Here is a 24705-nt window from a genome sequence, read left to right as displayed (position 1 = left end):
GCTCACGGGATCGCGTAACCGAGCAGGGACTCCCTGGTGTGGGGACCCTCGCAGTCGGCTCGCGGGGATACGAAGTGGTCGCCGCTGGAGGGGACGTAACAGCGGTCGAGAGGGATCGACCCGGGTACCTGGCTCGTGTGGATGTGGCCGACGGGCCCCAAGGGGAACTGGCCCCGGCCGGGGTTGTAGCCCCGGCGCAGCACGGTGTAGGGGAGGTGCTCGAACCCGCAGGAGAGCTGAGCCGGGGAGAGGTCGTTGCGGTTGGCCAGTGCCCACGTCGCCCACGCGGGCTTGGCCGAGCCGTCCGCCCTGCGAAGACCGAGCTGGAGGCCGCCCTCATGCGGATTGTCCTGCATCCGGTGGTAGACGTAGCTTTCGATGCCCGGCGTCCCGAGCACGTTGTGGAGGCTCCAGCACACCGTGCTCGCCTGGTCAGCCTCACCGGACTGCTGACCGGAGTTGACCCCGCTCTCGGTGAGCTGGACCGTCCAGGCATGGGGACGGTCCGGGAACCGTTGACGCAGCCGGCCCAGCAGGATGCCGAGGTTGCCGTAGGTGATCTCGGGGTAGTCGTCGGCGGAGAAGACGGAGCTGAAGAGGTTGGGCGAGTAGGGGTGATGGGCCACCTGCCACCGGCGCGGCCCCACTCGGGCGTTCAGCCCTTCCAGCACCGTCATACCGGACAACGTCGCGTTGCGGTCGGCCGGGCGGTCGAACTCCCGGCCGAAGTGGTGGTCCAGCGAGGTCAGAACTTTGGCGGTCGCCTGCTCGGCGGCGATGCGGTCGTAGGCGGCGTTGTAGTTGGCCGCGATCTGGTCGAGCCATGCGTTGGCGTCACACGGCACCCCTTGGCCGCAGCCGATGTCGAACCAGTCGTTGGTGTTGACCTCGTTGTTGATCACGAAGTCGGCGATCCGGCCCCGACCGCGCCTTCCGTCGCAGCGCTGGGCCGGCATGCCGGCGAAACGTCCGAAGTCGGCGGGATCGCTGGGCACGCAAAAGATCTCGAACCCCGGTGAGGCGGGTGAGCAGGGGCGCCCCTGGCGGGCCCATGGAGGGGTGCCGTAGACGATGGCGGTGACCACCAGCCCGCGATCGCTCCACTCCTTGACGGCCGAGTCCACCTCGGCGGGGATGGTGAAGCAGTGACCGTCGTACAGCTGCTCGCCCGCGGCGCACGGAGCGGCCTTGACACTCGGCTCCCACTGCGCCCAGAGCAGGTTCATCGACACGCCACCGGTGTTGCTGCCGGAAAACTCGTCCTTGTTCGGCCAGAAGTCAGGCTGGATGCCTTTGATCCGGTAGTCGGAACGCGTCGGATAGGGCAGCGGACCAGCGGCTGTGGTGGCCGCCTTCTGCGAAGCGGGGCCGGTTGATTCCGCGACGGTCCCCTCCGCAACCGAACTGATCCCAGTGAAGGCAAGCGCCACGCAGCACAACGCCGCGAGCCCAGCCAGCAGGCGCCGCCGCTCGATCCTTCTGCGTCTCATCAGGTCCTTTCACAACGCAACAGGTCCCGGCTGCCGCCCGGGCCGTACGGCCCGGGCCCCCTTCCCGCGCACATGCGCATCCCTGCGAGGGACGCCATCGGGCTGCGAACGGGAGGAGGCCCGGCCTTCCACGGAGTCAGGTCAGCGGACGCCGGCCGCCCTCCGGCGGCGGGCGTACACCGCTGCTCCGCCGACTGCCGCCAGGGCCGCGGCCCCGGTGGCGGCGACCGGCTGCCAGGGCGTCTCGGCCGCGGGTGTCCCGGACGCGGCGGCGGCCTGGGCCGGCTGCTCCTCGACCAGGCCGGCGTACCCGCCGGCCATGCCCTTGCGGTCGTACTCCGAGCCGGGCATCTTGTCGCCGTAGCGGGCGGTGACCAGCTTCTGGTAGGCGGCGAGCGTGACACCGCGCTGTCCGCCGAGGCCGGTGGTCGCCTCCTCGTTGAGCGGCTCGACCACGCCCTCGGCGGTGAGCCGGTACCAGGCGTGGATCTGCGGCTCGGTGAAGGCGCGGCTCTGCGGGGTGCCGCGTTCGGCAAGGCTGACATCGTTGTCGCCGTCCCGGATGCCGGCCAGCTCCCAGCCCTCGGCGCCGACGTTCTGCGGGCCGCTGCCCGTCGTGGGGGTGTTTCCCTTGGGCGCGAGCAGTACGGCGGCGTGTTTGCCGTCGGCGGCGGTCACCCGGGAGACCAGGTAGGAGAGCCGCAGTGCGGTCTGCGGGGTCGCCTGGGTCTTGCCGGCTACGAACTCGGGGCTGATCTCGAACATCGGCACCGGGTCCTTGAGATCGAACCTCGGCGGCGCGGCGACCGCGGCGGGTGCGTTGCCGACGGTGCCGCCGTCCGCGGCGGCGGCAGTTCCGGGCTGCCGGGTCGAGACCAGGAAGCGGGAGACGGTGTTTCTGGTCTGGTCGCTCCGGAGGGTCTGCTGGGCGGACGGGTAGCCCGCGATGCCGTCGCCCTCCGCAGCCTGTGCGGGAACGATTCCGCTCAGCGCGGCGGCGAGTGCGGTCGTGGCGAGGACGGCGGCCCGGACGGCAGCGCGTTTGGTGCGTCGCATGGTCTGCATGGTGGGTCTTCTCCTCAGCCCTGGATGCCGATGCGGGAGTGGGTCCACTGGAACTGGTTGTTGTTTACGTAGGTGGAGTGGTTCCACCAGGTGTAGGTCTGGGTGGTCTGCCATGGGTCGCCGACCGCGATCATGTTGGTGGCGCTGTCGTAGCCGTAGATGACGTTCATGTGGCCGCCGCCGCTGCGCCAGCCGAACCGGACTGCGAACGGCCGGCCTGCGGCGATCTCAGCAGTGGACTCACTGAACGAGGCGTTGCGGTACAGACTGCGGCCGCTGTTGCTCAGCCCCAGCTTGGCCAGGCCGTTGGCCATGTCTTCCAGCGTCGCGGGCTGGTTGTTGCAGTTCACCCACGTGCCCTGGGCGGCGAGCTGGCAGAACCGCTCCTGGGTGACGGTGCGGCCCCAGTACTTGGCGATGGTCACGCCGGAGGCGTCCCAACACCACTGGGTCCTGACCTGCTTCTGCATGTCGATCTTGATGGTCTTTGCGGTCGTGGGGGTCGTGGGGGTGGGGGTGGGCTTCGGGTTCGGGTTCGAGCCGCAGACCGGCAGACCGGTGGTGTTCTCCTGGATGAACGCGTCGGCCATGTAGTACGAGCCGGTGTAGATCCACCGCGGGTTGTTCTCCACGGTGTCGCCAGTCGTCCGGCAGGACATCTGGATCTTGTCACCGACCTTCGAGGAGCCGACGGCCTGGGCCGAGAGGGACGGTTTGGCACGGTGATTGACGGTGCTGTAGTTGCCCTGCCCGCCGGTGACCGTGCCGGAGACGGAGCCGGCCTGGGCGAGGGCGCCGAAGCTGAACAGCAGGCCGCCGGAGAGTGCGGCGGTGACCGCGGCTATCAGCGCCTTCTTGCGGCGGGACGCGCGACGTTTGTGCATCATGCTCCTTGATCCGAGTGATCCGAGAAATTCGGGCCAGGGCCAGGGCGAGGGCCCGGGCCAGGGCCAGGGCCCGGCGGTGGACGGCCCGCCGGTGGGGATGCCGGCCGGTCAGCCGACCTTCTGGACTGTCCAGACCTGGGCCGCGCGGCCGTCCGCGCGCTGGAGGTCGAGCAGCCATTCGCCGTAGTACGGGCGGTTGCTGACCGTCAGGGCGTATCCGCCACTGGGGTCCGTGATGGTGGTCGTGCCGCTCTTGGCGTTCAGCTTCCACTGCTGGGTGGAGCCGTTTCCGCAGGGCTGCTGCGCGATCCACATGCCCTGGGCCGGGGCGCCGCCCGTCTGCAGGCACTTGCCGGAGACCGCGGACTTGATGCGGACCAGCCCGCCGCCCGCGTCCTCGAAGAGCCACTGCTGGTGGGCGTAGCCGTTGGCGCGCGCTCCGACGAGCAGCGTGCCGTCGGCGCTGCGGCCGCCCCACAGCTCGGCGGCCGTACCAGTGCTGCCGTTGCCGAGGGTGTAGCGGGCGCCAGGGGTGGTGCGGTCGTTGGCGCCCGTCGTACGGAAGGTGGTGGCTGTGCCGGGTCCGCTGTCGCGGCCGGACGCGTCCCGCACCGAGACGGCGACCTTGTACTCCGTGCCGGGCTGGAGGTTGTAGATGCGCAATGTCTGCGACTGGACCCAGGTCAGGTGCTTGCCGTTCAGCATGACCTGGTACCAGGCGGCGCCGTCTGCCTTGGGCCAGCTGGCCACGGCCGAGTTCGACTGGATCTGACCGATGGTCACTGCCGGTCCGCCGGTCGGCTTTTTGGTCGGCGTCGGCGTCGGCTCGGGGTTGGGGCCCGGATCGATGCCGCCGCCCTTGGTCTTCATCAGGAACTGGTTGTCGGCGATGTTCCAGTGCGTGGCCAGGTAGCTGCCGGCCTTGGGGCTGGTGTGGAAGTAGTCGTCGTGGTTGCAGTCGAGGATGTTCTCCGACGCCTGGTTGGTGCAGATGTTGCGCATCTGCGGGTAGTACGGGGTGTCCGAGTAGCACATGACGTCGTACTCGTCCGTGCAGTGCGCGCCCCGGCTGGTGTTCGGTGCGCTGTTGTTGACCGCGCCGAGGTTGTGGCCGAGTTCGTGGGCGGCGGTGTGGCCGCCCCAGCAGCCGGAGTCCGTACGGCCGTAGGACGGGCCGAAGTTGCTCTGGTTGTTCTGGCCGGGCCGCTCGTCACCGGCGAAGGTGCCGATACCGCAGTAGACCTGCGTGTCCGAGAAGATCATGTACTTGCGGTCGCGGCGGTCGAGGCCCTTGGCGGCGAGCGCGTTGTTGGTCGCGCTGAACTCGGCCAGCGCGGAGGCCGGGAGCTCGATGTTGAGCACGGTCGGCGTGCAGTCGGCGGCCGTCACATAGCGGATGTGGCGGATCCCGCCGGTCTCCTGCGCGCTCGTGGAGTAGATGACGTCGGCGTCGGCCGCCCACTTGCGGAACGAGGCGAGGTACTCGGCGTAGCGGTCGCGGCCGGGAGCGTGGACGTACACCACCTGGACGCGGTTGCCGGAGCTGCCGTCACCGTCGCACTGGACGGTCTGCCCTGCGGGCCCGGCGGCAACGGCCTGGCCGTTGTCGGCCGCGGGAGCCGGGGCCTTCGAGGCTGAAGTCTTCGCGGTGCTCGCGTCGGCGGCGGGCGCGTCCTGAGGACGTCCGCCGCCTTCCGCCGCCGCGGCGCCGGCCTCGGGGCCGGCCGGATCGGACGCCACGGCCCGGCTGTTCACGGCCGGCGGGACGTCCTTCTTGATGTCGACGTCCTTGGGCGGCGCGTCGGGGCCGTGGCTGCACAGGCCTGCTTCCGTGCGGTAGACGCCGGCGCAACGGTCGCCCTTCGGCGCGGCCTTGAGGCCGTCGAAGACCATGCCACGTGCCGTGTCGTTGGCTGGCTCGCCCGCAATGGGCTCCGGTTCCGCGTCCCGGGCCGGTGCGGCGGCCGGTGAAAGGGCGTCCGCGGCGGCTCCGGCCCGTGCGGGCGTCCCCGCCTCGGCATGGTCACCGAGGCCGGAGTAGGCGAGACCCCCCGCTATCACCGCCGCCGAGGCCATGGCGGCGGTGAGAAGTATCAACCGGCGTGGCTTGCGCCTATGTTCACGTTTTCTTCGACGATGACTCGTCATGCGCACCTCAAGTCCTTGGTCGGAGGAATGGGTGAACGGAAGCCTGCCAGACCGGTAGGTGGAGATTTCGGGCAAACAGGAATTGGGCCCAAGATATCTGACCGTTACCTCGCGCTCCGTATCTGATGAGCAGTCAATCTCCTTTGAAATAGGCATAGTTGCTCGGATCGACTGGCGCTGGTACAGGCTTTTTAGGGGATCTCGTTATCGAATCGAGATAAATCGCGAGTCGCTGTTGACGGCGATTCAGTCGAGGATTCACCTAATTACTACGAACCGAATTGACCCCGTTACAGCTGGTGAGAGTCCGTCAACTCTGGTCGAGGGGATGGTGAATGTCCATGCCGTGGCAGGCGTTCATGCATGCGGAAGCTGAGGGGGTGGTCCGTGAGACGCCCACGCGATGCGTGAAATGGTGAATGTGATGCTCTATCCGGGGCGGAACGCATCGCTTGTAGCAAAACTGTTGCAGATCTGATTCAAATGCGTGCGGGGCAGCGGCATTACGGTGCCGCGGCATGAGACCTGAGAAGAAGTCAGAGGGGGCGCATGCGCTCTGTGAGCCTCTTTCATCCTCTCTTGGCGGGTGAAACGGGCTGGCCGAGGGTGTGGCGAGGAGGCGGGGTCCCTCATCGTCGGCGTAGTGGCCCACTCGTCACACCGGCGACCGGAAGAGCCCACTGCAGCCAATTTTGTGCGCACAGAGAACACTGGGCCGGCGCTACCAGACAAGCATCGTGCGTACGAACCCGTAACTTCTGTATGCAAGGGGCCTGCCTGTGACCGACGGCCCCGCGCACCGCATCGAGGGAGTGGACCATGGGTTCTCAGGTGAAGACGTTCGGGTTCGGCATGCCGTGGGAGTCGTTGTACGGCTACAGCCAGGCCACCCAGGTCGGTGAAACGGTCTATGTGTCGGGGCAGCTGTCTCATGACCGTCACGGCGACTTCGTGGGCGCCGGTGACTTCGAACTGCAGGTCCGCACCACGCTGGAGAACCTGGACCTGGTGCTGAGGCAGTTCGGGGCCGAGCGTGGCCAGATAGTGGAGACCACGGTTCTGGTGAGGAACCTGCGTGAGAACTTCGACACGACAGCACGCCTCCACGCGGAGTACTTCGGGGAGCACCGGCCCGCCAGCACGGTCATGGGCGTTTCCGACTTGGCGCTGCCGGACCAGCTCGTGGAGATCGGCGCGCTTGTGCGTCTCGACGTGAAGGCATAGGGGAGGAGGTCGGTCTGATTCCTTCGGCCTCCTTCATCCTGCATAGCTGCAGGTCAGCAGCGTATGGACAGCCTGAACGATGGTGCCGATGCGGCGGGTGGAGCATCTGGCTCGCCGAAGCAGCCGCCAGGATTTCAGCTGGGCGAAGGCGCGTTCGCCGGGCGCTCTCAGCCGGGCGTGGTCGCGGTTGAACTGCTGGTAATGCTGCGGCTGTTCGCGGTGACGGTAGTACGGGGTGCGGAAGGTGGCGCCGGCGCCCTGGTAAGCGCGGTCCGCGAGGACGAGGATCTGCCGGGTCAGACAGGCCTGGACGATGCCATGGGCGCGGGCTGCGGTCAGGTCGTGAGTGCGACCGGGTGTCGCGCGGGAGAACCGCAGCGGTGTGCCATCAGGACGAGTGACGACCTGCACGTTCACGCCATGCCTGCGGTGCTTTTGCGAGTAGTAAGGCTCGTCGGCGTGGATCCGGTCGGTGGGGATCAGGGTGTCGTCAACGATGACGTGGTCGCCCTCACCGAGGCCGGTAAGGGCTTCGTGGAGGCCGGGCGCAGAGGAGACCAGGACGTCCAGGGTTTCGTCCACGTAGCGCCAGGCAGTGGCCTGGGATACCCCGAAACCCGCTCCGAGCTGGGAGAACGTCTCGTTCTTGCGCAGGTGGACGAGGGTCAGCAGCGCCTGCTGGAAGCAGCCGAGTTTGCGCCAGCGGGTGTTGCGGGCCAAGCGATGTTCGTACAGCAGCCAGGAAACATGTTCGACGAGCTCATGCGGGACGTCGAGCGTGGCAGGGTACGGAACCAAGAGGCCCCCTCCGATCGCCGGTGTGATGACTGGAATCACCACGCCAACGGCGAGGGGCCCTGCCTCGTCACCACAGCCACTGACCAGCTCATTTCATCCTCCAGCGCAGGATGAAAAAGGTTCAGTGGGGGTTTACGCGGCTGCTTTTGCGTTGGCGGCCGGGTTGTTGGTCGCGGCGGGGTGGCGACGTCGCCGGCGGCCGCGCTGACCGCGCCGGTCGCCACGACGGCGGACGAGCTACCGCCCTGGCAGGCCAACGGCATCGTCTGGGCCATGGCCCAGACGAACGGGGTCGTCTTCGCGGACGGCACCTTCTCCGCTGTCAGACCACCGGGCACACCGGTCGGCAGCAATGAACGGCCGGCGGTGAACTTTGTGGCGCTGAACGCGGCCGCGCGCGCCGACTTCCTGCGCGCTGTCGTTCACGGTGACCATCGGAACGGCGACGGTACGGGCGCTGACGGTGTCGCCCGACCGCAAGACCCTCTACGCGGGCGGCCGCTTCGGAGCCGTCAACGGCGTCAAGGTCAGCAACCTGACGGCCATCGACATCGCCACCTGCACCCGAAGGCCAGCTTCAGGCCGTCGGTGAACGCCACCGTGCGGGCCCTGGGCGCCACCGGCGACAGCGTCCACCTGGGCGGCGACGGCACCGACTACATGTGGGTGGGCGGTGAGTTCACCCACGTGACCGGCACCTCGACCAGCTCCTACGCCGATAGGCCGCAGCAGGGCCTGACCCGCTTCGCCAGCGGCCCGGGCACGGGCGCGCCGTCGGTGCCGCAGGAGGTCAGCGCCTCCAGTACCAGGCGGGGCGAGATCGACGTCCGCTGGAAGTCCAGTTTCGACCACGATGACGGCAGACTGACCTACCGCGTCTACCGCAATGGCTCCAGCGCCCCCATCCACACCGTCACCGGCTCCTCCATGTACTGGAAGCGCACGCAGCTGACCTTCACCGACACAGACGTCCAGGCCGGAGCCACCTACACCTACCGGATCACCGCCGACGACGGCACCAACACCAGTGCCCTCTCCGCACCCGTCAAAGTCACCACGTCCACGTTGCCGCCCCACATAGAACGCCGCGGCTACCACCCCGGCCAGGGCCACGTCGCGACCTCCCGCGCCCTGCCACCCGGATTCGGCCACGAGGCGACCTGGTACCTGTACACCAGCGAACAGCCCGGCACGGTCAGGCTCTACGAGTGCCAGGTGGGCGGGCACTCCCTGCTGACCCCCGACCCCGGCTGCGAAGGCCAGCGCCCGCTGGGCCTCGTGGGCTGCATCCGCACCAGCCGGGTACCCGGGACGGTCCCCCTCTACCGCTGCTGCATCCCGGGCAACGGCGACCACTTCGTATCCCCGCGATCCGACTGCGAGGGTCCCTACACCAGGGAGTCCCTGGTCGGGTACGCCATACCGTGACACGGTGCGCGCAGCGACGGCGGGGGGTGCCCCGATGGGTTTCGTCAACTGGTTGGGGCTGGCGCAACCACCTCATCGACCAGATGTGGCGGGTCCCGTCCAGCCGTTACCCCGAGCCAGCGCCCCGACCCCAGCCGGCTCCGGCGACGACGACGGCACCATCACCACCTCCGATGACGTCAGAAGCCGCATCTCAACCGATCCCCGCTCGGGTGATGTTCCCGGTGTGCGTGCATGAAGGCAGGGCCTCTCGGTAGCTCGGGGATGCGAATCTGACCGAGCAGTGCCGGGCGGCCCTGGTGTCCTTGTTGTCCGCGTCCGAGCCCTTCCGGTTCAACTCGGCTGCACCATCGTGTGATTGCCTCGCGCACGTGTACGGCAACGCTGCCGACCATCCCGACCGGGAACGCCGGTATCCGTCGGACATGACGGACGCGGAGTGGGCGGCCATTCGGCCGTTGCTGCCGGTGCCGGCCTGGCTGAACGGACGGGGCGGACGCCCCGAGGGCTACCGCGACCGCCAGCTGCTGGACGCGGTCCGCTACCTGGTCGCGGGCGGGATCTCCTGGCGGGCCATGCCCGCGGACTTCCCCGGCGGCCAGGGCCTCGACCAGCTCCTCCCGCGCGATCACCCGCCGCTTCAGCTCGATCTCCGCGGCCTCCAACGCCTCGGCCAACCGCGAGGCTTCCTCCCGCAGACCCTCCACCCGCACACGGGCAGCCGCCTCCCGCTCCTCCAGCATTCCCGGCACCGACGCCACGGCGCACCCCTCGATCACGGAGCCGAAACAGGACGCCGCATCCCTCCCTCACCCTGAGTGAAACCATGTCTGACCAGCAGAAACCAACAGATCACGTTCGGTTGAAATACGGCTTCTCATCCCACCGCTCCAGTCCTATGTCAACGGTATTGGGACTGACTGCCGAGTTCGGGTAGGCCGGACAGATCGGTCGGGAAGTCTGCCGGCGGAGCGGTGGGGAGCGGCAGCGGGGTCAGCGGCAACCGGTGGGACGGGAAGCCCGTCGGCTGTGCCGTGGGGAGCGGCGGTGGGGTCAGCGGCAACTGGTCGTCCTGCGTGGACTCGGTAGGCTTGCCGTCCCGCAAGTCCGATTCGTACACGGCCATGAAGACCGCGCACGCCGCGGCTATCAGGCTGAGGAGGCCCAGGACGACAACGGTCTCGACCCGTGCCCGGCCGTGGCTCGGCGGCAAGGCGGTGGCACGGTCTGGGCGGCCGTGCGGGTAGCGCACCGTGACCGTGTGCCCGGGCAGCAGCCTCGGCGAGCCGCCCGGCTCCTTGAAGCGGATGGCCGCTCCGTCGGGCGTACGGAACTCGAAGTGGTGATAGTGCGTGCGCGAGGTGCCGCGGCCGTGTCCGCCCCGGGTGACGACGTAGGCGCCGACGCAACGCCCCTCGGTGGTGATCCCGCTGCTCCACGCGTCTCGCAGCCTGCGCATTCGTACCACTGTCCAGACGGCTGCGAGCATGCAGAAACTAATGAGCAGGCCGGGTATGAGAAGCGGCACGTGGTCCATGGTTCCCCGATGAAAGGTGGTTGGATGAAACTTGGCGGATCCGGTTCCAGATCGGCGTCTCCTTCGGCCGAGCGGGCGGCGAGCCCTTCTGGTCGGCGAATACGCGCGCGACGAGTGGCGCCGTGGGCGAGGGACCGCGGTAACCGCATTCCCCACCCGCTACGACCTCTCGTGCCCTGGTGGATGTGGCCATCCGCAGCGCCGGCGTCGCACCGGGTCGCAGCCTGCCGAGCACGGTCTCCCCGTTTGCGGAGTCCAACGCGCCGGTCGGGCTGTCCAGTTCAATTTCCAGGGCGTGCATCCTGGACTCCCCGGAGCCGCTCAGCCCCGATTACCGTGCCGCAGACCGAGCTGGTATCCCGGTGCGTGCAGTATTCGGTTCGCGAGGTGAGCCCAGCGTGAGTGATCGCCTCACGGCCGCCTCACGCCCCGGAGGCTGGACTGTGCCGCCGCTGGTGGGGTACGTGACAGCCGTCGGGCGGGCACCGTCTTCAAGCTCGGGACAAGAGGCCTCGGCGGCAGCAGTGCGAGCGACGGGTGGAATTCGCACTTCCGGCCGGAGCCGCGCGCACCTGCTGCTCATGCTCCCCGGCATTCCCGAAACCGCAGCATCGCGGTGCGCATACCCGCAGACGCGGCGTCCCAACAGCCTGCCGATGTACAAGATCACCTCTGCGCGGGGCGCGCATGGCCCGGCCTATCGGGCCAACGGCTCTGCGGAAGGGGCGTGAAGCAGCCCCGAGTCAACCTCGCCGACCGGCGCCGCCGCGGCGTGGTGCCGTGTGCGTCTGGCCGACTCCGCGGGCGGTATCGGGCCCAGAATGCACAGACGGAAGCGAGAAGGAAGCGTCAGCGCGCTGCACATACCGCCCACTCTGCCCGTAACGCACACAGGGGCTCTGTCCGGTTTGCTTCGCGCGGGCCCCTGACCTGCGGTTTCCTTACACGTGTTTGTGCTAGATCTTATTCCGGTGACCCACCACATGGAGTGCGTGGCGATCCTGGAGCCGGTGCGGGAAGACGCCTGACCTGCGGCTTTATGGTGATCGCCGGAGCCGGTGACGAGAGCTGCCGGCCTGCCCCGCACCCACACCCGCCGGCGGATTCCCTGGACCGGGAGTCCGTGGCGGGCTTGGTCTGCCCCGGTTCGTCAGGGGCGGGTGGTCGGGAGAGCCGGTGTGGCGTGTGCCCAGGTTGCGTCGAACTGGCGCAGGGCGGCGGTGTAGAGACCCTGCGGGAAGGCGCACTGCGGGAGTCGTGGGAGGAAGCTGGCATCGACGCGGCCGCGATCCGAGGGGGCGAGTGGTCACCGTTGCCTACCTGGCCCTGGGGCCCGACCTGCCGGTGCCCGTAGGAGGCACCGATGCGGAACACGCCTACTGGGCGCCGGTGGAAGACCTCGACCGGGACGGGACGAGGCTGGCGTTCGATCATTCCGAGATCCTCGCCGAGGCCTTGGAGGAGGTCTGCCGGAAACTCGAATACACCCCTGTGGCCACCGCCTTCTGCGCGCCGGAGTTCACGCTCAGCGAGCTGCGCACGGTCTACGAAGTGGTTTGGGGGCAGTCGATGGACCCGAGCAGCTTTCGGCGCAAGGTACTGAAGACCAGCGGATTCGTGGAGCCCACGGGCGAACAGCGGATGCCAGCGACGGGCCGCCCGGCCGCGCTCTACCGCAGAGGGAACGCATGGGTATTGAGCCCACCTCTCCTGCGCACCGGCGGGCAGCCTGCGTAGTGGTCGGATCGCCTTGCGCTGCGCGGTCGGAGGGATGCCGGGTCCGGCCGACGAGGTTGGCCGAATTCCGAGGTCCAGTGGTCGACGGTCCAGTGGTCGACGCGGGGTGCGGGGCATCTCCAGAGACCGGGGAGGCCCCGCGGTCGGTGGGCGGTAGGGGCGAGCGCGGTGGTTGGGCGGCTCAGGCGAGGGTGAGGGGGAGGGTGGTCAGGCCTCGGGTGAGGCGGGTGGGGCGCCAGGTCAGGGAGTCCGCCGGGACGGACAGGCTCGTGTTCGGGAAGCGGGTCAGGAGGGTGCGGAGGGCGATTTCGGCCTCCGCGCGGGCCAGGGGGGCGCCCGGGCAGCGGTGGATGCCGTGGCCGAAGGAGAGGTGGGCCGTGGTGTCGCGGTCCAGGTCCAGGCGGTTCGGGTCGGGGAAGGCGGACGGGTCGCGGTTGGCGGCTCCGGGGGCGATGAGCACCGGGTGGCCCGCCGGGATGTCGATGCCGCCGATGCGCAGGTCCTCCGTGCTGTGGCGGAACGTGGCCACGCTCACCGGGGAGTCGTAGCGGAGCAGTTCGTCGAGGGCGGCCGGGATCAGGTCGGGGTCGCGGCGCAGGCGGTCGAGGGCGTCGGGGTGGCGGAGCAGGGCCAGGACCGCGTTGCCGATGAAGTGCGTCGTGGTCTCGTGGCCGGCGACCAGGAGGAGGGCGGCCAGGGAGACGGTTTCGTCCTGGTCGAGGTCTCCTTCGGCACAGGCGCGGAGGAACGCGTGGAGGGGGCCGTCGCCGGGGGAGGAAGGGGCCGATTCGATGTGGTGGGAGAGGTAGTCGCCGATTCGGTGCGACGCGGCGTCGATGCGGGTGGCGTCGGTGGCGTCGAAGAGGTCGTGGGAGGAAGCGGCGAGTGTGGCGCGGTCGGACTCCGGTACGCCCAGGAGTTCGCAGACGACGGTCACCGGGAGGGGGACCGCCAGGTCCGCCACCAGGTCGATGTCCGTGCCCGGCCGCCACGCGGCCGTGAGGTCGTCGACGGTACGGGTGATGAAGGGGCGCAGTTCCCGGACTCGGCCGGTGGTGAACAGCGGGGTCGCCACCTGTCGGTGGCGGGTGTGTACCGGCGGGTCGCTCGACAGCATGTTGCGGGAGAGGGCGGGGTGCAGGTCGCGGTTCGAGGGGCGGCCGGCGAAGAAGCGGGCCGTGTCCTTCGAGAGGCGCGGGTCGGTGAACGCCTCGCGCGCCTCGGCGTGGCCGGTGATCAGGTACGAGTGGTGTCCGCCCGAGCCGGTGGGGACGCGCTGGACCGGGCAGCCTTCGCGCAGCCGGTCGTAGGTCGGGTAGGGGTCGGCGAAGAAGCGCGGGTCGCGCAGGGGGTCCTGGCGGGGGGCCGTCACGAGGTCGCCCCGGCGTGCGAGGGCGCCGGGCGCCGCGCGTAGGCCTCCGCGACGAGCAGCAGCCACGTGGTCTCCGCCGGGAGGTCGCCCTTGCGGGAGCGGGTGCCGGCGGCGGGCGGGGCCTCGTCGCCCTCGAGGGGGAGACCGCTGCGCTTCGCTTCGACGGCAGCGGCGATGACCGCCGCCTCCACCTCGGCGTCCCCCTCGGGGGTGTCGGCAGCGCCCCGGCGGGCGACCTCGGCGGCCGCGGCGTCCCGTACCGACATCCGACGGTAGCGGCGCAGGGCCAGCACGCAGTCGTTGATCTCGATGACCCGGCGGTGGAGGTGGAAGTCGATGTCGTGGAGGTCGAGGTCGACGGTGTCCGGGTCGAGCACGACCTCGGGGACCGCCGAGGTGACCTCCCGCCACAGGGGTTCCAGCGCGGTGAACGAGTTCCGTTCCCAGCGGCGGCGGCGCAGCCGGCTGAGCGGCCACATCAGGGCGGGGAGGGTGAGTCCGAGGGTGATGAGGAGCACGGCGACGGCGGGCGCGGTCACGCTGAACGTGCAGCGGAAGGGGGTCAGCGGGGTCGAGCACCGGGCGCCCTGGGGGACGAGGCCCAGGCCGAGGCCGATGGAGACCAGGGTGAAGAGCTTGTACGCGGCGTAGACGAGGGCGAAACCACAGCCGACCGAGGTCGTGCGCAGCCCCCAGCGCTGGCTGCGGCGGGTCGAGCGCTTGGCCTGGGCCCAGGTCTGCAGCAGGAAGTCCTTGGCCGTGTACCCCAGGTAGGAGATGTAGATGAGCACGTAGCAGGCGTACAACGCCGCGTTTCGCCCGGTGAGTTGTTCGGCGGTGAAGAAGGCGGTCATGCCGGCGACGGAGACCGCGAGGGCGATGACGCGCAGCCGGATCTGCCGGTGGGCCCGTTCGCGCTCCAGGTTGAGCTGGAAGAGGAAGGCGAGGACCGAGGTGGCCGCCGTCAGGGTGAAGGTGTTGCTGAGGAGCCGCGCGACGTGGGGGACGACCGATTCGACGGCGCGCTCCACCGCGGGGGCGTACGAGGCGAAGGCGAGGGCGAACGAGGTCAGCAGCGCCGCCATCGCCCAGGTGCCCGTGGGGCGGTGTCCGCCGCGTCCCCGCACCCAGTAGGCGGCGAAGCACAGCAGCACGACGGCCGTGCCCGTGAAGAGGATGTTGATCATTTCCGGTGGCGCTTCTTCCTGTGTGGCTCGGCGAACAGCGCGTCCCAGCTCTCGGCACCGCTGGCGGGCCGGCTCGACGGGCCTTCGCGTCCCCGGTGCATGAGCTGTCGGATCACGCTGGCCATCACCTCGGCCTCGCGTTCGTCCTCGCTCGTGTAGCTGGTGCGGCCGGACATGCGCTGCACGAGGGTGGGGTTGAACCCGATCGCGCGCAGGGTGTCCTGGTCCAGTTCCAGGCTGCCGGGGTGGTCGCAGATGATGTGGCTGATCTCGTGGGCGAGGATGTGGTTCTGGTGGAGGGGGGAGGTCGCCTCCTCGTAGAACAACAGGTCCGCGTCCGGGGTCTCCAGGCGGATGCCGCACGGGGCGTCCATGGCGCCCAGGGTGCTCAGGGGGCGCAGGATGATGGGGCGTCCGCGTTGTTCGGCCACGGCGTCGCGGAGGTCGCGGGTGCTGAAGCGGTGCGGGAGCCGAAGTGCCTCGATGCGCGCCTCACAAGTGGCGCGAAGCTGCTCAAGGTCCATGGTCTCACTCTGGTGACGCCGGTCGGGGGTGGTCGGCCGGGGCGAACCTCTCCTCGGAAGCCCGGTAACACGCGCCCAATGCTGACATGTTCGCGACTCCGTTTCACGGGCGGGGTGCCGCCGCGGCGGGTCGTGCGGCTCGGGATGCCGGGCTTGTACCGGCAAACGCCTGATGCCCCCCTGTCGATGAACTGCCACAGGGGGGTGGGGAGTCGTGCCGGGGCGGGGACCGCGTGAACGGCCGCCCCGTGGCGGATGGCCGGTGGCCGGTGGCCGGTGGCCGGTGGCGGGTGGTCGGTGGCCGTGGGTTCAGTCGTCCAGGTTGAGGTCCTGCACGGGGTCGTCGGTGGTGAGTCCTTCGAGCTTCCGGGCCTGTTCGATCACGGTGGACAGCATCTTCAGGCTGTCGACGCTCAGGCCGTTGGCGCGCAGGGCCACCTTGCGGACGTCCTGGTCGCGCATGGCGGCGAGGAGGCCGATCTCCGCCTTGGTGCGTTCGGCCGCCGCGCTGTCGACGAAGTAGCCCGCCGGTACGCCGAAGAAGTCGGCCAGGGCCTTGATCGTGTGCCGCGTCGGGTTCCGCTTGGCGCCGGTGCGCAGCTGCTGGATGGCGCTCGCCGTCACCCCGCGCCCCTCACCGGTCGCGGCCTTGCGGATCCCCTCGGCGACCTCCGCGTAGGTGTAGGGCCCCCGGGAAGGGGGGTGCACCTCGCGGAAGAGGTGGTCCAGAAGCTGGGCGAAGGTGGGCGACTGGTCATCCTCCACGTAATACGACCTCCTTGGCGTGATGCCGAGTCTTTGCCCACCACAGTGTTTCTCGAAGCCCGCTCGGGCCGGCACCGGCAACACTCTGGTTGACGCCGGACAGTCACTCTGGTGTACGTTACCAATGCTTCGTCACCACTGAAGTGTTGAGCGCAGGGGGTGGTGGCGGCGCCGGCAGGGTCGGGGTCGAGCTTCACGGGGGTGAGCTCGGCCGACGGCCCGGGGCGGGGTTCCGGGGTCGGACGGGTCTGCCCCCGCGGTACGTGGCGACGCGGCGGAAGACGGGCCCGATGCCGCCCCGTTCGCCCGCCGACACGATCGGTTGTGGGTGCGGATGTGCCGGCCGGAACTCAGGAAGTCGGCAGAGCGAGGGTTCTGTACGGTTCGCGGAGGTAGAGGCGCTTGCCGTCCGGGTCGGCCGTCAGGATGCTCGCTGTGATCGGGTAGCGCCAGCGGGGGCGGTGGGTGCGGAGGTCCACGGCTCGCAGGCCGATCTTGTCCATCGAGAAGACCAGGCCGGCGCTGATCACGGGGGCTACGTCGCCGTTGGGGGTGGTGTCCTTCAACGGGGTTTCCGACCAGCGCTCCGTGCCGGTGCGAGCGTCTACGGCGACGATGCCGAGGGCGCCCTCGACGGCGTAGACGACGCCGTCCGCCACGGCCGGGAGGCCGTAGCGGCGGAAGCCGTAGGGCTTGTTCATGTCCCGGCCCGCGCCGAACGACCAGGCCGTCGTGCCGTCCGTGAGGCGCAGTGCCTGCAGGGTGTTCGCGGCGACGTACACGTGGTCGTCGTCGGTGGCCAGCCGGTAGGGCGGCAAGCCCTGGACGGACAGATCGTTCCTGCGCCAGCGCTCTGCGCCGGTGCCGGGGTCGTGCAGGGACAGGGTGAGTGAATCCGGGGCGCCGTGGCACAGCAGGAGGCCGCCCTTCACGATCTCGCCGCGGGTGACGCCGGGCCTCGTCGAGCTCTTCGCGGGCGCCGCCGCCTCGCGGCGCCACAGCTCACGGCCGGACTTCAGACCCACGGCGAGCAGGAACCACTGTGCGCCGACAGTGGACTTGGCGATCAGGTACGCCGTGTCGCCATCCACACAGAGGAGTTGGTTCAGCCGTTCGGCGCCGTCCAGGGAGGCGAGGGCGAGGAGGGGCGGCTGCTTCTTTTCGGACGGCTGGGGGAGCGTCTCGATCGCCAGAGCCTTGTCCTTGTCGTCGGCGGCCAGGGCGCGGAGGGCGTAGACGGTCTTGCCGTCGATGGTGACCTGCCAGGTGGACTTGTCCATTTTGCTCTGCCACCGGTTCTTGCCGGTCTCCGGATCGAGACTGTTCACCACGCTGCCCGAGACCAGGACGAGTTCGTCGCCCACGCGCACGGGGATGGCGTCCGGCCCCGGCGGGCCGCCCGATGTCTGCCACAGGGGGCTGGGCGGCTGGGCCAGGGAGGGTTTGGCGTCGGCGGTGTCGGTCCGGTCGCGGGTGGACAGCCAGGCCCACAATCCGCCGCCGCCCGTGGCGAGAGCCGCCGTACCGGTGAGGGCCAGGAGTTTGCGGCGGGACACGGCGGGTGATGCGGGCTGCCTCGGGGGAGTTTCCGGAGCCGCCAGGCGGGGTGGGGGGTCCTGCCAGACCGCTGTGGTGCGGCGGGCGATGTCCGCCAGGACCGGGTCGGGGAGGAGGTCCGGGAAGGTGGAGGCGGAGGGGGTGGGGGGTGTGAGGAGGGATGTCAGTTCGGTCGTGGAGGGGCGGGCGGAGGGGTCTTTGGAGAGGCAGCGGGTGAGTACGGGGTGCAGGGACGCCGGTACGCCGGTCAGGTCCGGGTCCGCGTAGCGGACGCGGTAGAGGAGGTCCGCGGGTTGGCCGCCGCCGAACGGGCCGTGTCCGGAGGCGGCGAATACCAGTACGGATGCGAGGGCGAAGACGTCGCCCGCCGGGGCGTGTTCCAGGCCGGAAGCCTGCTCCGGTGACATGTACGCGGGAGTGCCCGCCGCAGTGCCGGTGCTGGTGAGCCGTTCGTCGCCGAGGGCGCGCGCGATGCCGAAGTCGATCAGCTTGGGGCCGGTGGCCGTGAGCATGATGTTGGACGGCTTGAGGTCGCGGTGGACGACGGCGGATTCGTGGAGCTGGGAAAGGGCCTGGGCGAGGTGTGCGCCGAGGGAGCGGACCAGTAGTTCGGGGAGGGGGCCATTGAGGCGGACTGCGTGGTCGAGTTGGGGGCCGAGGACGTATTCCGTGGCCAGCCAGGGGGTCGCCGCCAGCGGATCGGCGCCGAACACGCGGGCCCCGTAGCGGTCGCCGATGATGCGTGCCGCGTCCGTTTCGAGTTGGAAGCGGGTGCGGAAGGTGGTGTCGGCGGAGGACGTGATGCGGGCGTGAACGGTCTTGAGGGCCACCGTACGCCCGGCCGCCGAGCGGGCCAGGTAGACCGTGCCCATGCCGCCGCTGCCGAGCCGGGCGAGCAGCCGGTAGTCGGCGACGTGCGCAGGGTCCTCGTGCGTGAGGGCGGTGAAGGGGGTCGGGGCGGGGGGCATGGGGTTCAGTGCACCTTCTGGGTAGCGGCGAACGGCTGCTGCTCAAGGGGGAGTTCCGCGGCCAGGAGCACGGCGGACTGGGTGGCGAGCGCAGCGACCACCCGGCCCGGCAGGGCCGGGGCACCCGTGTGGTCCAGGGCCGTCGCGGTCGATGGACCGCCGTCCGCGGACGGCCCCGCCAGCACGAGTTCACGCAGTGCTTCCCGAGCCATCGGCCGGTCGGCGGGGTCGCGCGCCAGGCACGCAGCCGTCAGCCGGCGCAGCCCGGGCGGCAGTTCGCTCTGCTCCGGCACCGTGTGGCCGGTCGCCGCGTACGCGAGGACGGCGCCGAGCGCGTAGAGGTCCCCGGCCGGGCCGGGCGGTGCGCCCGCCGCCTGTTCCGGGGCCAGGCAGCCCGGGTCGTGCCCGGTGCGCTCCGCCCGGGTGGCGCCGAAGCACGTCAGGAGCGGCCCGGACGAGGTGACCAGGACCGCGGCCGGGGACAGCCCGGCGTGCGTCACGCCCTGTGCGTGGGCGCCGGCCAGCGTCTGTGCGAGTGCCGCGCCCAGTACGCGCACGGTGTCCTCGGGCAGTGGGCCGCCGTAGGCCGCCAGCACGGCCGGAAGAGGCAACGCGGGGGTGTACGGGGCCGCGTGCCAGGGGAAACCGGACGTGCCGCCGACCTCCGCGACGGTCAGGAAGCCGGGCACGGACAGCCGCCGGGCGCCCTCCGCCTCGAGCGCCCACCGGGACGGATCGGCGCCGACCCGGGGCACGCAGACCAGGACGGTGCGTTCCCCGTCGGCGGTGCGGGCGAGGTAGCGGCGATCGGGGACGGCGCGCGGGCCGGACACGTGGTCGGAGTCGGCGTCCAGTCGTACCAGGGGCACGTACGGCCCGACCTGCGTCGGGTCGTCGTGGCGTAGGCGTTCCATGCGCGCGCTCTCCCGGTCCTCGGTTGTCCGGCCCCGAGCCTAAGCGGTGATCGCGACTGCCTCCGGTACGGGGGTCAGCCGACGGTGGGCATCGCCGTGAGCTTCCCGCCGTTGACCAGGAAGACGCGGTTCCCGACAGCGGACATGCCCCAGGGCCCGCGCGAGGTGGCCGACCAGGTCCACAGCCGTTTGCCGTCCGCACGCGAGTAGGCCGAGACCCCCTGCCCGTCCGCCTCCACGGCCCAGAGCGCCTCGCCCTGGAGCGTGAGCGGGCTGTGCGGAAGCGGGCCCCGGGAGGCGCGGCCGCGAGGCGGGAGTTCCTTGCCGTCGAGGCTGAGCGCGGACAGGGTCGCTCCGTTCGCGCCGATCAGGGTGTCGCCGTCCCGCATCAGGGGTCCCCAGCCGCCCGCACCCTCACCCGGGGCGTCCGCGGCGGCGATCTCCCACAACTCGTCGCCGCTGACTTCCTTGCGGGCCGTCAGAGTGCGGCCGCCCAGGATGACGGTGTAGTCGATGGTGGTGGGAGTCTTGTGCTGCACGATCAGCGGATCGATCGCGGAGCGTGCCTGGCCTTTGATTCGCCAGGTCGGCTCCCCGTTCTGCCGGAAGAAGGCGCGCACGGTGCCGTCGCCGCCGAAGACGATGAGGGAACCACCCGCTACGGCGGCCCGGGGCCCGGCCCCCTGTCCGGCGGCCTCCGGTAGCGGCGCCGTCCAGCGGACCACGTGCGTCTCGTTGTCCAACGCGCGCAGCATTCCGGACCGGGTCATCGTGAACAGGTACTCATCGTCCTGTGCCAGGAAGCGGCCGACGTCTGCCTCCGGTCGCGACGATTGCTGCTTGCCGGTCGATGCGTTGATGACGAGCAGTGCGCCGCGGACGTCCGCTACGGCGAGCTGATGGTCCGACAGTGGCCACAAGCCGGCCGCCGGTGCGACGTCGGGCAGTCGCCACTTCTCCTTGCCGTTGCGCGTCAGCCGGGCCGCAAGCCCTCCCTCCTTCGCGGCGAACATGACCACGTCGCGCAGGGACAGCGGCGTGGCGACCACGCCGTTCACCGGCTTCGCCGCCACCGGTAGCGGGCCCCACAGGGGTTCGGGGGCCTTGCCGGATTTGGCGGCGGACGGGGGCAGTAGGTCTGCACTGATGGCCAGGCCCGGTTCGTTGGGTGTACGGGGTTCCTCGCGCAGCAGCCACCAGGCGCCCGCCCCGCCGGTCGCCGCCAGGACGCCGCCCGCGGCGAGCGAGGCCTGCAGCAGTCGCCTGCGGGAGGGGCCGGATCCGGGGGCCCCGCCGGTGAGGGTGGCCTGGCGTTCGGCGGCCGCGCTGCGGCGGGCGATGTCCTTCGCGAGCGGGCCCGTACGCCAGACCCGGTCGGCGCCCGGGGGCGGGGCGAAGGCGCCCGCGATCTGGTCCGGGGTCGGGCGGTGGGCCGGGTCCTTCGCCAGGCAGGGGGTGATCAGGTGGCGCAAGGCGTCGGGCACGTCGTCGAGCCGGGGTTCCCCGTGCACCACCTCGTACTGGACCGCCGCCACGTGCGTGCCGTCGAAGGTGCGGCGGCCGGTCGCCGCGTAGGCCAGCACCGCGCCGAGGGAGAACACGTCCGCGGCCGGCCCGACCCGCTGCCCGAGCACCTGCTCGGGCGCCCCGTAGCCGGGGGTGACCGGCACCTGGCCCGTGGTCGTGAGCGTCATCCCGTGCTCGGGGCGGGCGATGCCGAAGTCGATGACGCGCGGGCCCGCCGCGGTGAGCACGATGTTCGGCGGCTTCAGGTCGCGGTGCACCAGCCCCGCCGCGTGGATGTCGCGCAGGGTGGCGGCGAGCGAAGCGGCGAGCGCGCGGACGGCGTCGGTGCCGAAGGGCCCGTACGCACGGATCGCGTCGTCGAGGGTGGGCCCGGACAGGAACTCGGTGGCTATCCAGGGCCGGCTGTCCTCGCTGTCCGCGGCCAGTACGCGGGCCACGCCGCCGCTGGTCACCGCCTGGGCGGTGTGCGCCTCGCGCAGGAAGCGCTGGGCGAGGTGGGTGTCGTGGGCGAGCTCGGGCAGCAGCACCTTCACGGCGGCGGTCCGGCCGTTGTTGTCCCGGCCGAAGTACACCTTGCCCATGCCGCCCGCGCCGAGGACGCCGAGGATGCGGTACGGGCCGAGCCGGACGGGGTCTCCGACGCCGAGGGGTTCCATGGTGTGTGCTGCTTCCTGTCGTGTCCGGGTGGGGCGGGCCGGGCCGCGCCGTGTCGCTGCGCGCCGTGTCGCGTCAGCGTTCGATGGGCAGGCCCGTCGGTTCCTTGATCCGCTTCATGATGATCTGCGAGTTGACCTCGGTGACACCGGAGAGGGCCGTCAGCTTTTCGATCCAGAGGCGTTCGTACGCGCGCAGGTCCGCGACGGCGATCCGCAGGAGGCAGCCGGGGCTGCCGAAGAGGCGGTAGGCCTCGACGACGTCCGGGATGTCCTGGAGCGCGGCCTCGAAGGCCTCGACGGCCTCGCGGTCGCGGCGCACCTCGACCGAGACCAGTACCTCGAAGCCGCGGTCCACCGCCTCGGGGGAGATCACGGCGCGGTAGCCCTGGATCACCCCGTCCTGTTCGAGCTGGCGCACGCGGCGCATGCAGGGGGAGGGGGTCAGGCCCACGCGCTGGGCGAGCTCCTGGTTGCTGAGCCGTCCGTCCGCCTGGAGCTCGCGCAAGATATCCCGGTCAATCGCGTCCATGGAGCAATTATCCCCCAGTGAATGTTACAAGTGCGCCTGAAGACGCAATCGCATTGCGCGTAGATCGCTCTATCATTGCTGCTTTGGGTACATGTGTGCGGACGCGTTTTTGCGGTTCGAGGAAAGGGCGGCCAACGGCCATGGGACGGATCGTCGTCATCAGCACCGGCGGAACGATAGCCAGCCGCTGGCAGGGTTCCGGCTTCGCGGCGGACGCGGACGGGAACGAGGTCATCGCCACCGCGCCGAGGCCCGAGGGGGTCACCGTCGACGTCGTGGACCTGTTCAGCGTGAACAGCCCCCGCCTCACCACCGCCCACCAGCTGACCCTGCTGCGCACCGTGCACGAGGTGCTCGAAGACCCGGCCGTCGACGGCATCGTCGTCACGCACGGCACCGACACCCTGGAGGAGTCGGCGTTCCTCGTCGACCTCCACCACCACGACGCGCGCTCCGTGGTGTTCACCGGCTCGCAGCGCCCCATGGGCACCGCGGACGGGGACGGCCCGGAGAACCTCTACGACGCCCTCCTCACCGCCGCCAACACCCGCGGGCTCGGCGTGCTGATCTCCTTCGCGGGACGGGTGCACGCCGCGCGGGGCACGGTGAAGACCCAGGCGGTGGCCCTGGACGCGTTCGCGGACCCGTCGAAGGAACTGCTCGGGAAGATCGGCTTCGGCAAGGTCACCATCCTGCGCACGCCGCAGCGCCCGGAGGCCCTCCCGCTGCCGGCGATGCCGGAACTGCCGCCGCGCGTGGACGTGGTGCTGCACCACGCCGACGGGGACCCGGTGCTGTTCAACGCCGCCATCGCGGCGGGGGCGCGGGGCGTCGTCCTGGTCGGCACGGGCGCGGGCAACGCGACGCCGGAGATCGTGGACGCCGTCAAGGCCGCCGTCGAGGGCGGAGTGCTGGTCGCCCTCACCACGCGGGTGATGGCCGGGCCGGTCACCGAGATCTACACGCACGGGGGCGCGGTGGACCTCGTCGCGGCCGGAGCCGTCCCGACGGGGACCCTGCGGGCGGGCCAGGCCCGGATCGCCGTGCTCTCCGCGCTGCTGGGCAGTGACGACCCGGGGGAGCAGACGGCGCTGCTGCGCCGGACGCTGTCCGCGGCCGGATCGGTCCTCGTCGAGGCCTGACCGGCAGGAAGCTGCTGCTCAGAGGGTTCGGGCGGCCTGACGGGGCATCTCCCGGGGCGCCGCGGAAACGGATTGACCGCCTGGCGACGGGGCTGCCAAGATCCGCGCCATGCCCCTCTTCTCCGCGTACGACGGCACCGAGCTCGCCTACCGCGAGGTCGGTGACGGCGCTCCGCTGATCTGCCTCCCGGGCGGACCCATGATCGACTCCGCCTACCTCGACGAGCTGGGCGGGCTGTCCGCCCACCGACGCCTGATCGTGCTCGACCTGCGCGGCACCGGCCGGTCCGCGATACCCGGGGACCCGTCCGGCTACCGGTGCGACCGGCTCGTCGACGACGTGGAGGCCCTGCGCGAGCACCTCGGCCTGCGGCGCATCGACCTGCTGGCGCACTCGGCCGGCGCGAACCTCGCCGCGCTGTACGCCGCCCGCCACCCGCAGCGGATCGGCCGGATGGTGCTGATCACCCCGAGCGTCCACGCCGTCGGCATCGAGGTCACCGCCGAGACCCGGCTCAAGGTCGCGCGGCGCCACTCGCACCAGCCGTGGTTCGCCAAGGCCTACACCGCCCTCGAAGCCATCCTGGCCGGACAGCCGGCTCCGGAGAACTGGCAGGCGATCGAGCCGCTCTCGCACGGCCGTTGGGATGCCGAGGCGCAGGCGCGCAAGGAGGCCGAGGAGGCCACGCGGAACCTCGAGGCCGCCTCCGTCTACGGCTCCGAGGGAGCCTACGACCCGCCCGCCACCCGGGCCGCGCTCGCCGACTTCGACCGGCCCGTGATGCTGCTCGCGGGCAAGTCCGACACGGGCGCCCCGCCGGAGGCCGTGGCCGAGTACGCGGAGCTCTTCCAGGACCCCCACCTGGTCGTCCAGCGCCGCGCCGGGCACTACCCGTGGCGCGACGACCCGGCGGCCTTCACCGCCGAGGTCCTTCAGTTCCTGTGACCGGACGCGAAGGCCGCCAGGATCCGGTCCGCCGCCGAGGTGGGGGTGACGGTCCCCGCACGCACCGAGTCCTCCAGGGCCGGTGCGAGACCGCGGACGGCCGGGTCCGCGCGGAGGCGCTCCAGGAGCTCCTCGCGGACCATCGACCAGGTCCACTCCACCTGCTGCGCGGCCCGCTTCGCCGTCAGCCGACCGCCCGCGTCCAGGAGCGTGCGGTGTTGTTCGAGGCGGTTCCAGACCTCGTCGAGTCCGGTCGATTCGCGGGCGCTGCAGGTGAGGACGGGTGGGGTCCAGGCGGCGTCGG

Annotated in this window: 18 protein-coding genes and 3 pseudogenes; 6 read left to right on the top strand and 15 right to left on the bottom strand. The window is 70.6% G+C overall.

Features of this window, described 5'->3' with window-relative positions; genetic code table 11:
* Positions 1 to 2 precede the first annotated feature (2 nt).
* From ACIGFK_RS41365 to ACIGFK_RS41350, 4 genes are all read right to left on the bottom strand, one after another.
* On the bottom strand, positions 3 to 1490 hold the full coding sequence (locus ACIGFK_RS41365) for a DUF5722 domain-containing protein (protein WP_400055999.1): 1488 nt from the start codon (positions 1488 to 1490) through the stop codon (positions 3 to 5).
* 141 nt (positions 1491 to 1631) lie between these two features.
* Positions 1632 to 2546, bottom strand: a complete 915-nt coding sequence (locus ACIGFK_RS41360; RefSeq protein WP_400055997.1) for a hypothetical protein — start codon at positions 2544 to 2546, stop codon at positions 1632 to 1634.
* A gap of 23 nt (positions 2547 to 2569) precedes the next feature.
* The gene (locus ACIGFK_RS41355) at positions 2570 to 3442 is read right to left on the bottom strand and encodes a papain-like cysteine protease family protein (RefSeq protein ID WP_376655423.1); all 873 of its coding nucleotides are present in this window, start codon (positions 3440 to 3442) and stop codon (positions 2570 to 2572) included.
* A 108-nt stretch (positions 3443 to 3550) separates the two neighbouring features.
* On the bottom strand, positions 3551 to 5539 hold the full coding sequence (locus ACIGFK_RS41350; RefSeq protein ID WP_400055995.1) for an RICIN domain-containing protein: 1989 nt from the start codon (positions 5537 to 5539) through the stop codon (positions 3551 to 3553).
* An 870-nt stretch (positions 5540 to 6409) separates the two neighbouring features.
* Here ACIGFK_RS41350 and ACIGFK_RS41345 point away from each other — a divergent pair.
* A complete protein-coding gene (locus tag ACIGFK_RS41345; protein ID WP_030326835.1) occupies positions 6410 to 6814 on the top strand; it encodes a RidA family protein in 405 nt (134 codons plus the stop codon).
* 33 nt (positions 6815 to 6847) lie between these two features.
* On the opposite strand, the gene ACIGFK_RS41340 is transcribed toward ACIGFK_RS41345, so the two are convergent.
* Positions 6848 to 7654 carry a transposase family protein gene (locus tag ACIGFK_RS41340; RefSeq protein WP_400055994.1) on the bottom strand — a complete coding sequence of 269 codons (807 nt, stop codon included), beginning with the start codon at positions 7652 to 7654 and terminating at the stop codon, positions 6848 to 6850.
* Positions 7655 to 7736: 82 nt separating this feature from the next.
* Here ACIGFK_RS41340 and ACIGFK_RS41335 point away from each other — a divergent pair.
* Both ACIGFK_RS41335 and ACIGFK_RS41330 read left to right on the top strand, forming a co-directional pair.
* Positions 7737 to 8683 (top strand): annotated as a pseudogene (locus ACIGFK_RS41335) (fibronectin type III domain-containing protein); the annotation flags it as partial.
* A 728-nt stretch (positions 8684 to 9411) separates the two neighbouring features.
* Positions 9412 to 9633, top strand: a pseudogene (locus ACIGFK_RS41330) (transposase); the annotation flags it as partial.
* A gap of 308 nt (positions 9634 to 9941) precedes the next feature.
* Here ACIGFK_RS41330 and ACIGFK_RS41325 read toward each other — a convergent pair.
* Complete coding sequence (locus tag ACIGFK_RS41325; protein ID WP_400055993.1) at positions 9942 to 10577, bottom strand: DUF3592 domain-containing protein; 636 nt, start codon at positions 10575 to 10577, stop codon at positions 9942 to 9944.
* A 1302-nt stretch (positions 10578 to 11879) separates the two neighbouring features.
* On the opposite strand from ACIGFK_RS41325, the gene ACIGFK_RS41320 reads away from it, so the two are divergent.
* Complete coding sequence (locus ACIGFK_RS41320) at positions 11880 to 12314, top strand: NrtR DNA-binding winged helix domain-containing protein (protein ID WP_400055991.1); 435 nt, start codon at positions 11880 to 11882, stop codon at positions 12312 to 12314.
* 181 nt (positions 12315 to 12495) lie between these two features.
* Here the strand turns inward: ACIGFK_RS41320 and ACIGFK_RS41315 are convergent, their stop codons facing one another.
* From ACIGFK_RS41315 to ACIGFK_RS41280, 8 genes are all read right to left on the bottom strand, one after another.
* Positions 12496 to 13686 carry a cytochrome P450 gene (locus ACIGFK_RS41315; RefSeq protein ID WP_376655378.1) on the bottom strand — a complete coding sequence of 397 codons (1191 nt, stop codon included), beginning with the start codon at positions 13684 to 13686 and terminating at the stop codon, positions 12496 to 12498.
* Positions 13683 to 14873: an MAB_1171c family putative transporter gene (locus ACIGFK_RS41310; protein ID WP_400055989.1), complete on the bottom strand. Its 1191-nt coding sequence runs from the start codon at positions 14871 to 14873 to the stop codon at positions 13683 to 13685. The genes ACIGFK_RS41315 and ACIGFK_RS41310 overlap by 4 nt, the downstream gene beginning before the upstream one ends.
* Entirely contained in the window at positions 14870 to 15397 is a 528-nt protein-coding gene (locus ACIGFK_RS41305; protein WP_376655376.1) for a regulator component, read from the bottom strand. Before ACIGFK_RS41305 ends, ACIGFK_RS41310 begins: the two co-directional genes overlap by 4 nt.
* Positions 15398 to 15706: 309 nt before the next feature.
* The gene (locus ACIGFK_RS41300) at positions 15707 to 16162 is read right to left on the bottom strand and encodes a helix-turn-helix domain-containing protein (RefSeq protein WP_376655375.1); all 456 of its coding nucleotides are present in this window, start codon (positions 16160 to 16162) and stop codon (positions 15707 to 15709) included.
* Positions 16163 to 16512: 350 nt separating this feature from the next.
* On the bottom strand, positions 16513 to 18687 hold the full coding sequence (locus tag ACIGFK_RS41295; RefSeq protein ID WP_400055987.1) for a PQQ-binding-like beta-propeller repeat protein: 2175 nt from the start codon (positions 18685 to 18687) through the stop codon (positions 16513 to 16515).
* Positions 18688 to 18692: 5 nt separating this feature from the next.
* Positions 18693 to 19601 carry a serine/threonine protein kinase gene (locus ACIGFK_RS41290; protein WP_400055985.1) on the bottom strand — a complete coding sequence of 303 codons (909 nt, stop codon included), beginning with the start codon at positions 19599 to 19601 and terminating at the stop codon, positions 18693 to 18695.
* A gap of 74 nt (positions 19602 to 19675) precedes the next feature.
* On the bottom strand, positions 19676 to 21784 hold the full coding sequence (locus ACIGFK_RS41285; protein ID WP_400055984.1) for a protein kinase: 2109 nt from the start codon (positions 21782 to 21784) through the stop codon (positions 19676 to 19678).
* 73 nt (positions 21785 to 21857) lie between these two features.
* Positions 21858 to 22313, bottom strand: a complete 456-nt coding sequence (locus ACIGFK_RS41280) for an Lrp/AsnC family transcriptional regulator (RefSeq protein ID WP_376655371.1) — start codon at positions 22311 to 22313, stop codon at positions 21858 to 21860.
* 140 nt (positions 22314 to 22453) lie between these two features.
* Here ACIGFK_RS41280 and ACIGFK_RS41275 point away from each other — a divergent pair, with 140 nt between their 5' ends.
* Together ACIGFK_RS41275 and ACIGFK_RS41270 are read left to right on the top strand one after the other, a co-directional pair.
* On the top strand, positions 22454 to 23455 hold the full coding sequence (locus ACIGFK_RS41275) for an asparaginase (RefSeq protein WP_376655370.1): 1002 nt from the start codon (positions 22454 to 22456) through the stop codon (positions 23453 to 23455).
* Between the two features lie 109 nt (positions 23456 to 23564).
* Positions 23565 to 24401, top strand: coding sequence for an alpha/beta fold hydrolase (locus ACIGFK_RS41270; protein WP_376655369.1), 837 nt, complete (start codon positions 23565 to 23567; stop codon positions 24399 to 24401).
* On the opposite strand, the pseudogene ACIGFK_RS41265 reads toward ACIGFK_RS41270, so the two are convergent.
* Positions 24389 to 24705: pseudogene (locus ACIGFK_RS41265) on the bottom strand (methylmalonyl Co-A mutase-associated GTPase MeaB); the annotation flags it as partial. The gene ACIGFK_RS41270 and the pseudogene ACIGFK_RS41265 overlap by 13 nt on opposite strands.

Source organism: Streptomyces sp. NPDC085524 (genome assembly GCF_044541755.1).
Lineage (GTDB): Bacteria > Actinomycetota > Actinomycetes > Streptomycetales > Streptomycetaceae > Streptomyces.
This window is presented reverse-complemented; position numbering and strand designations above follow the sequence as displayed.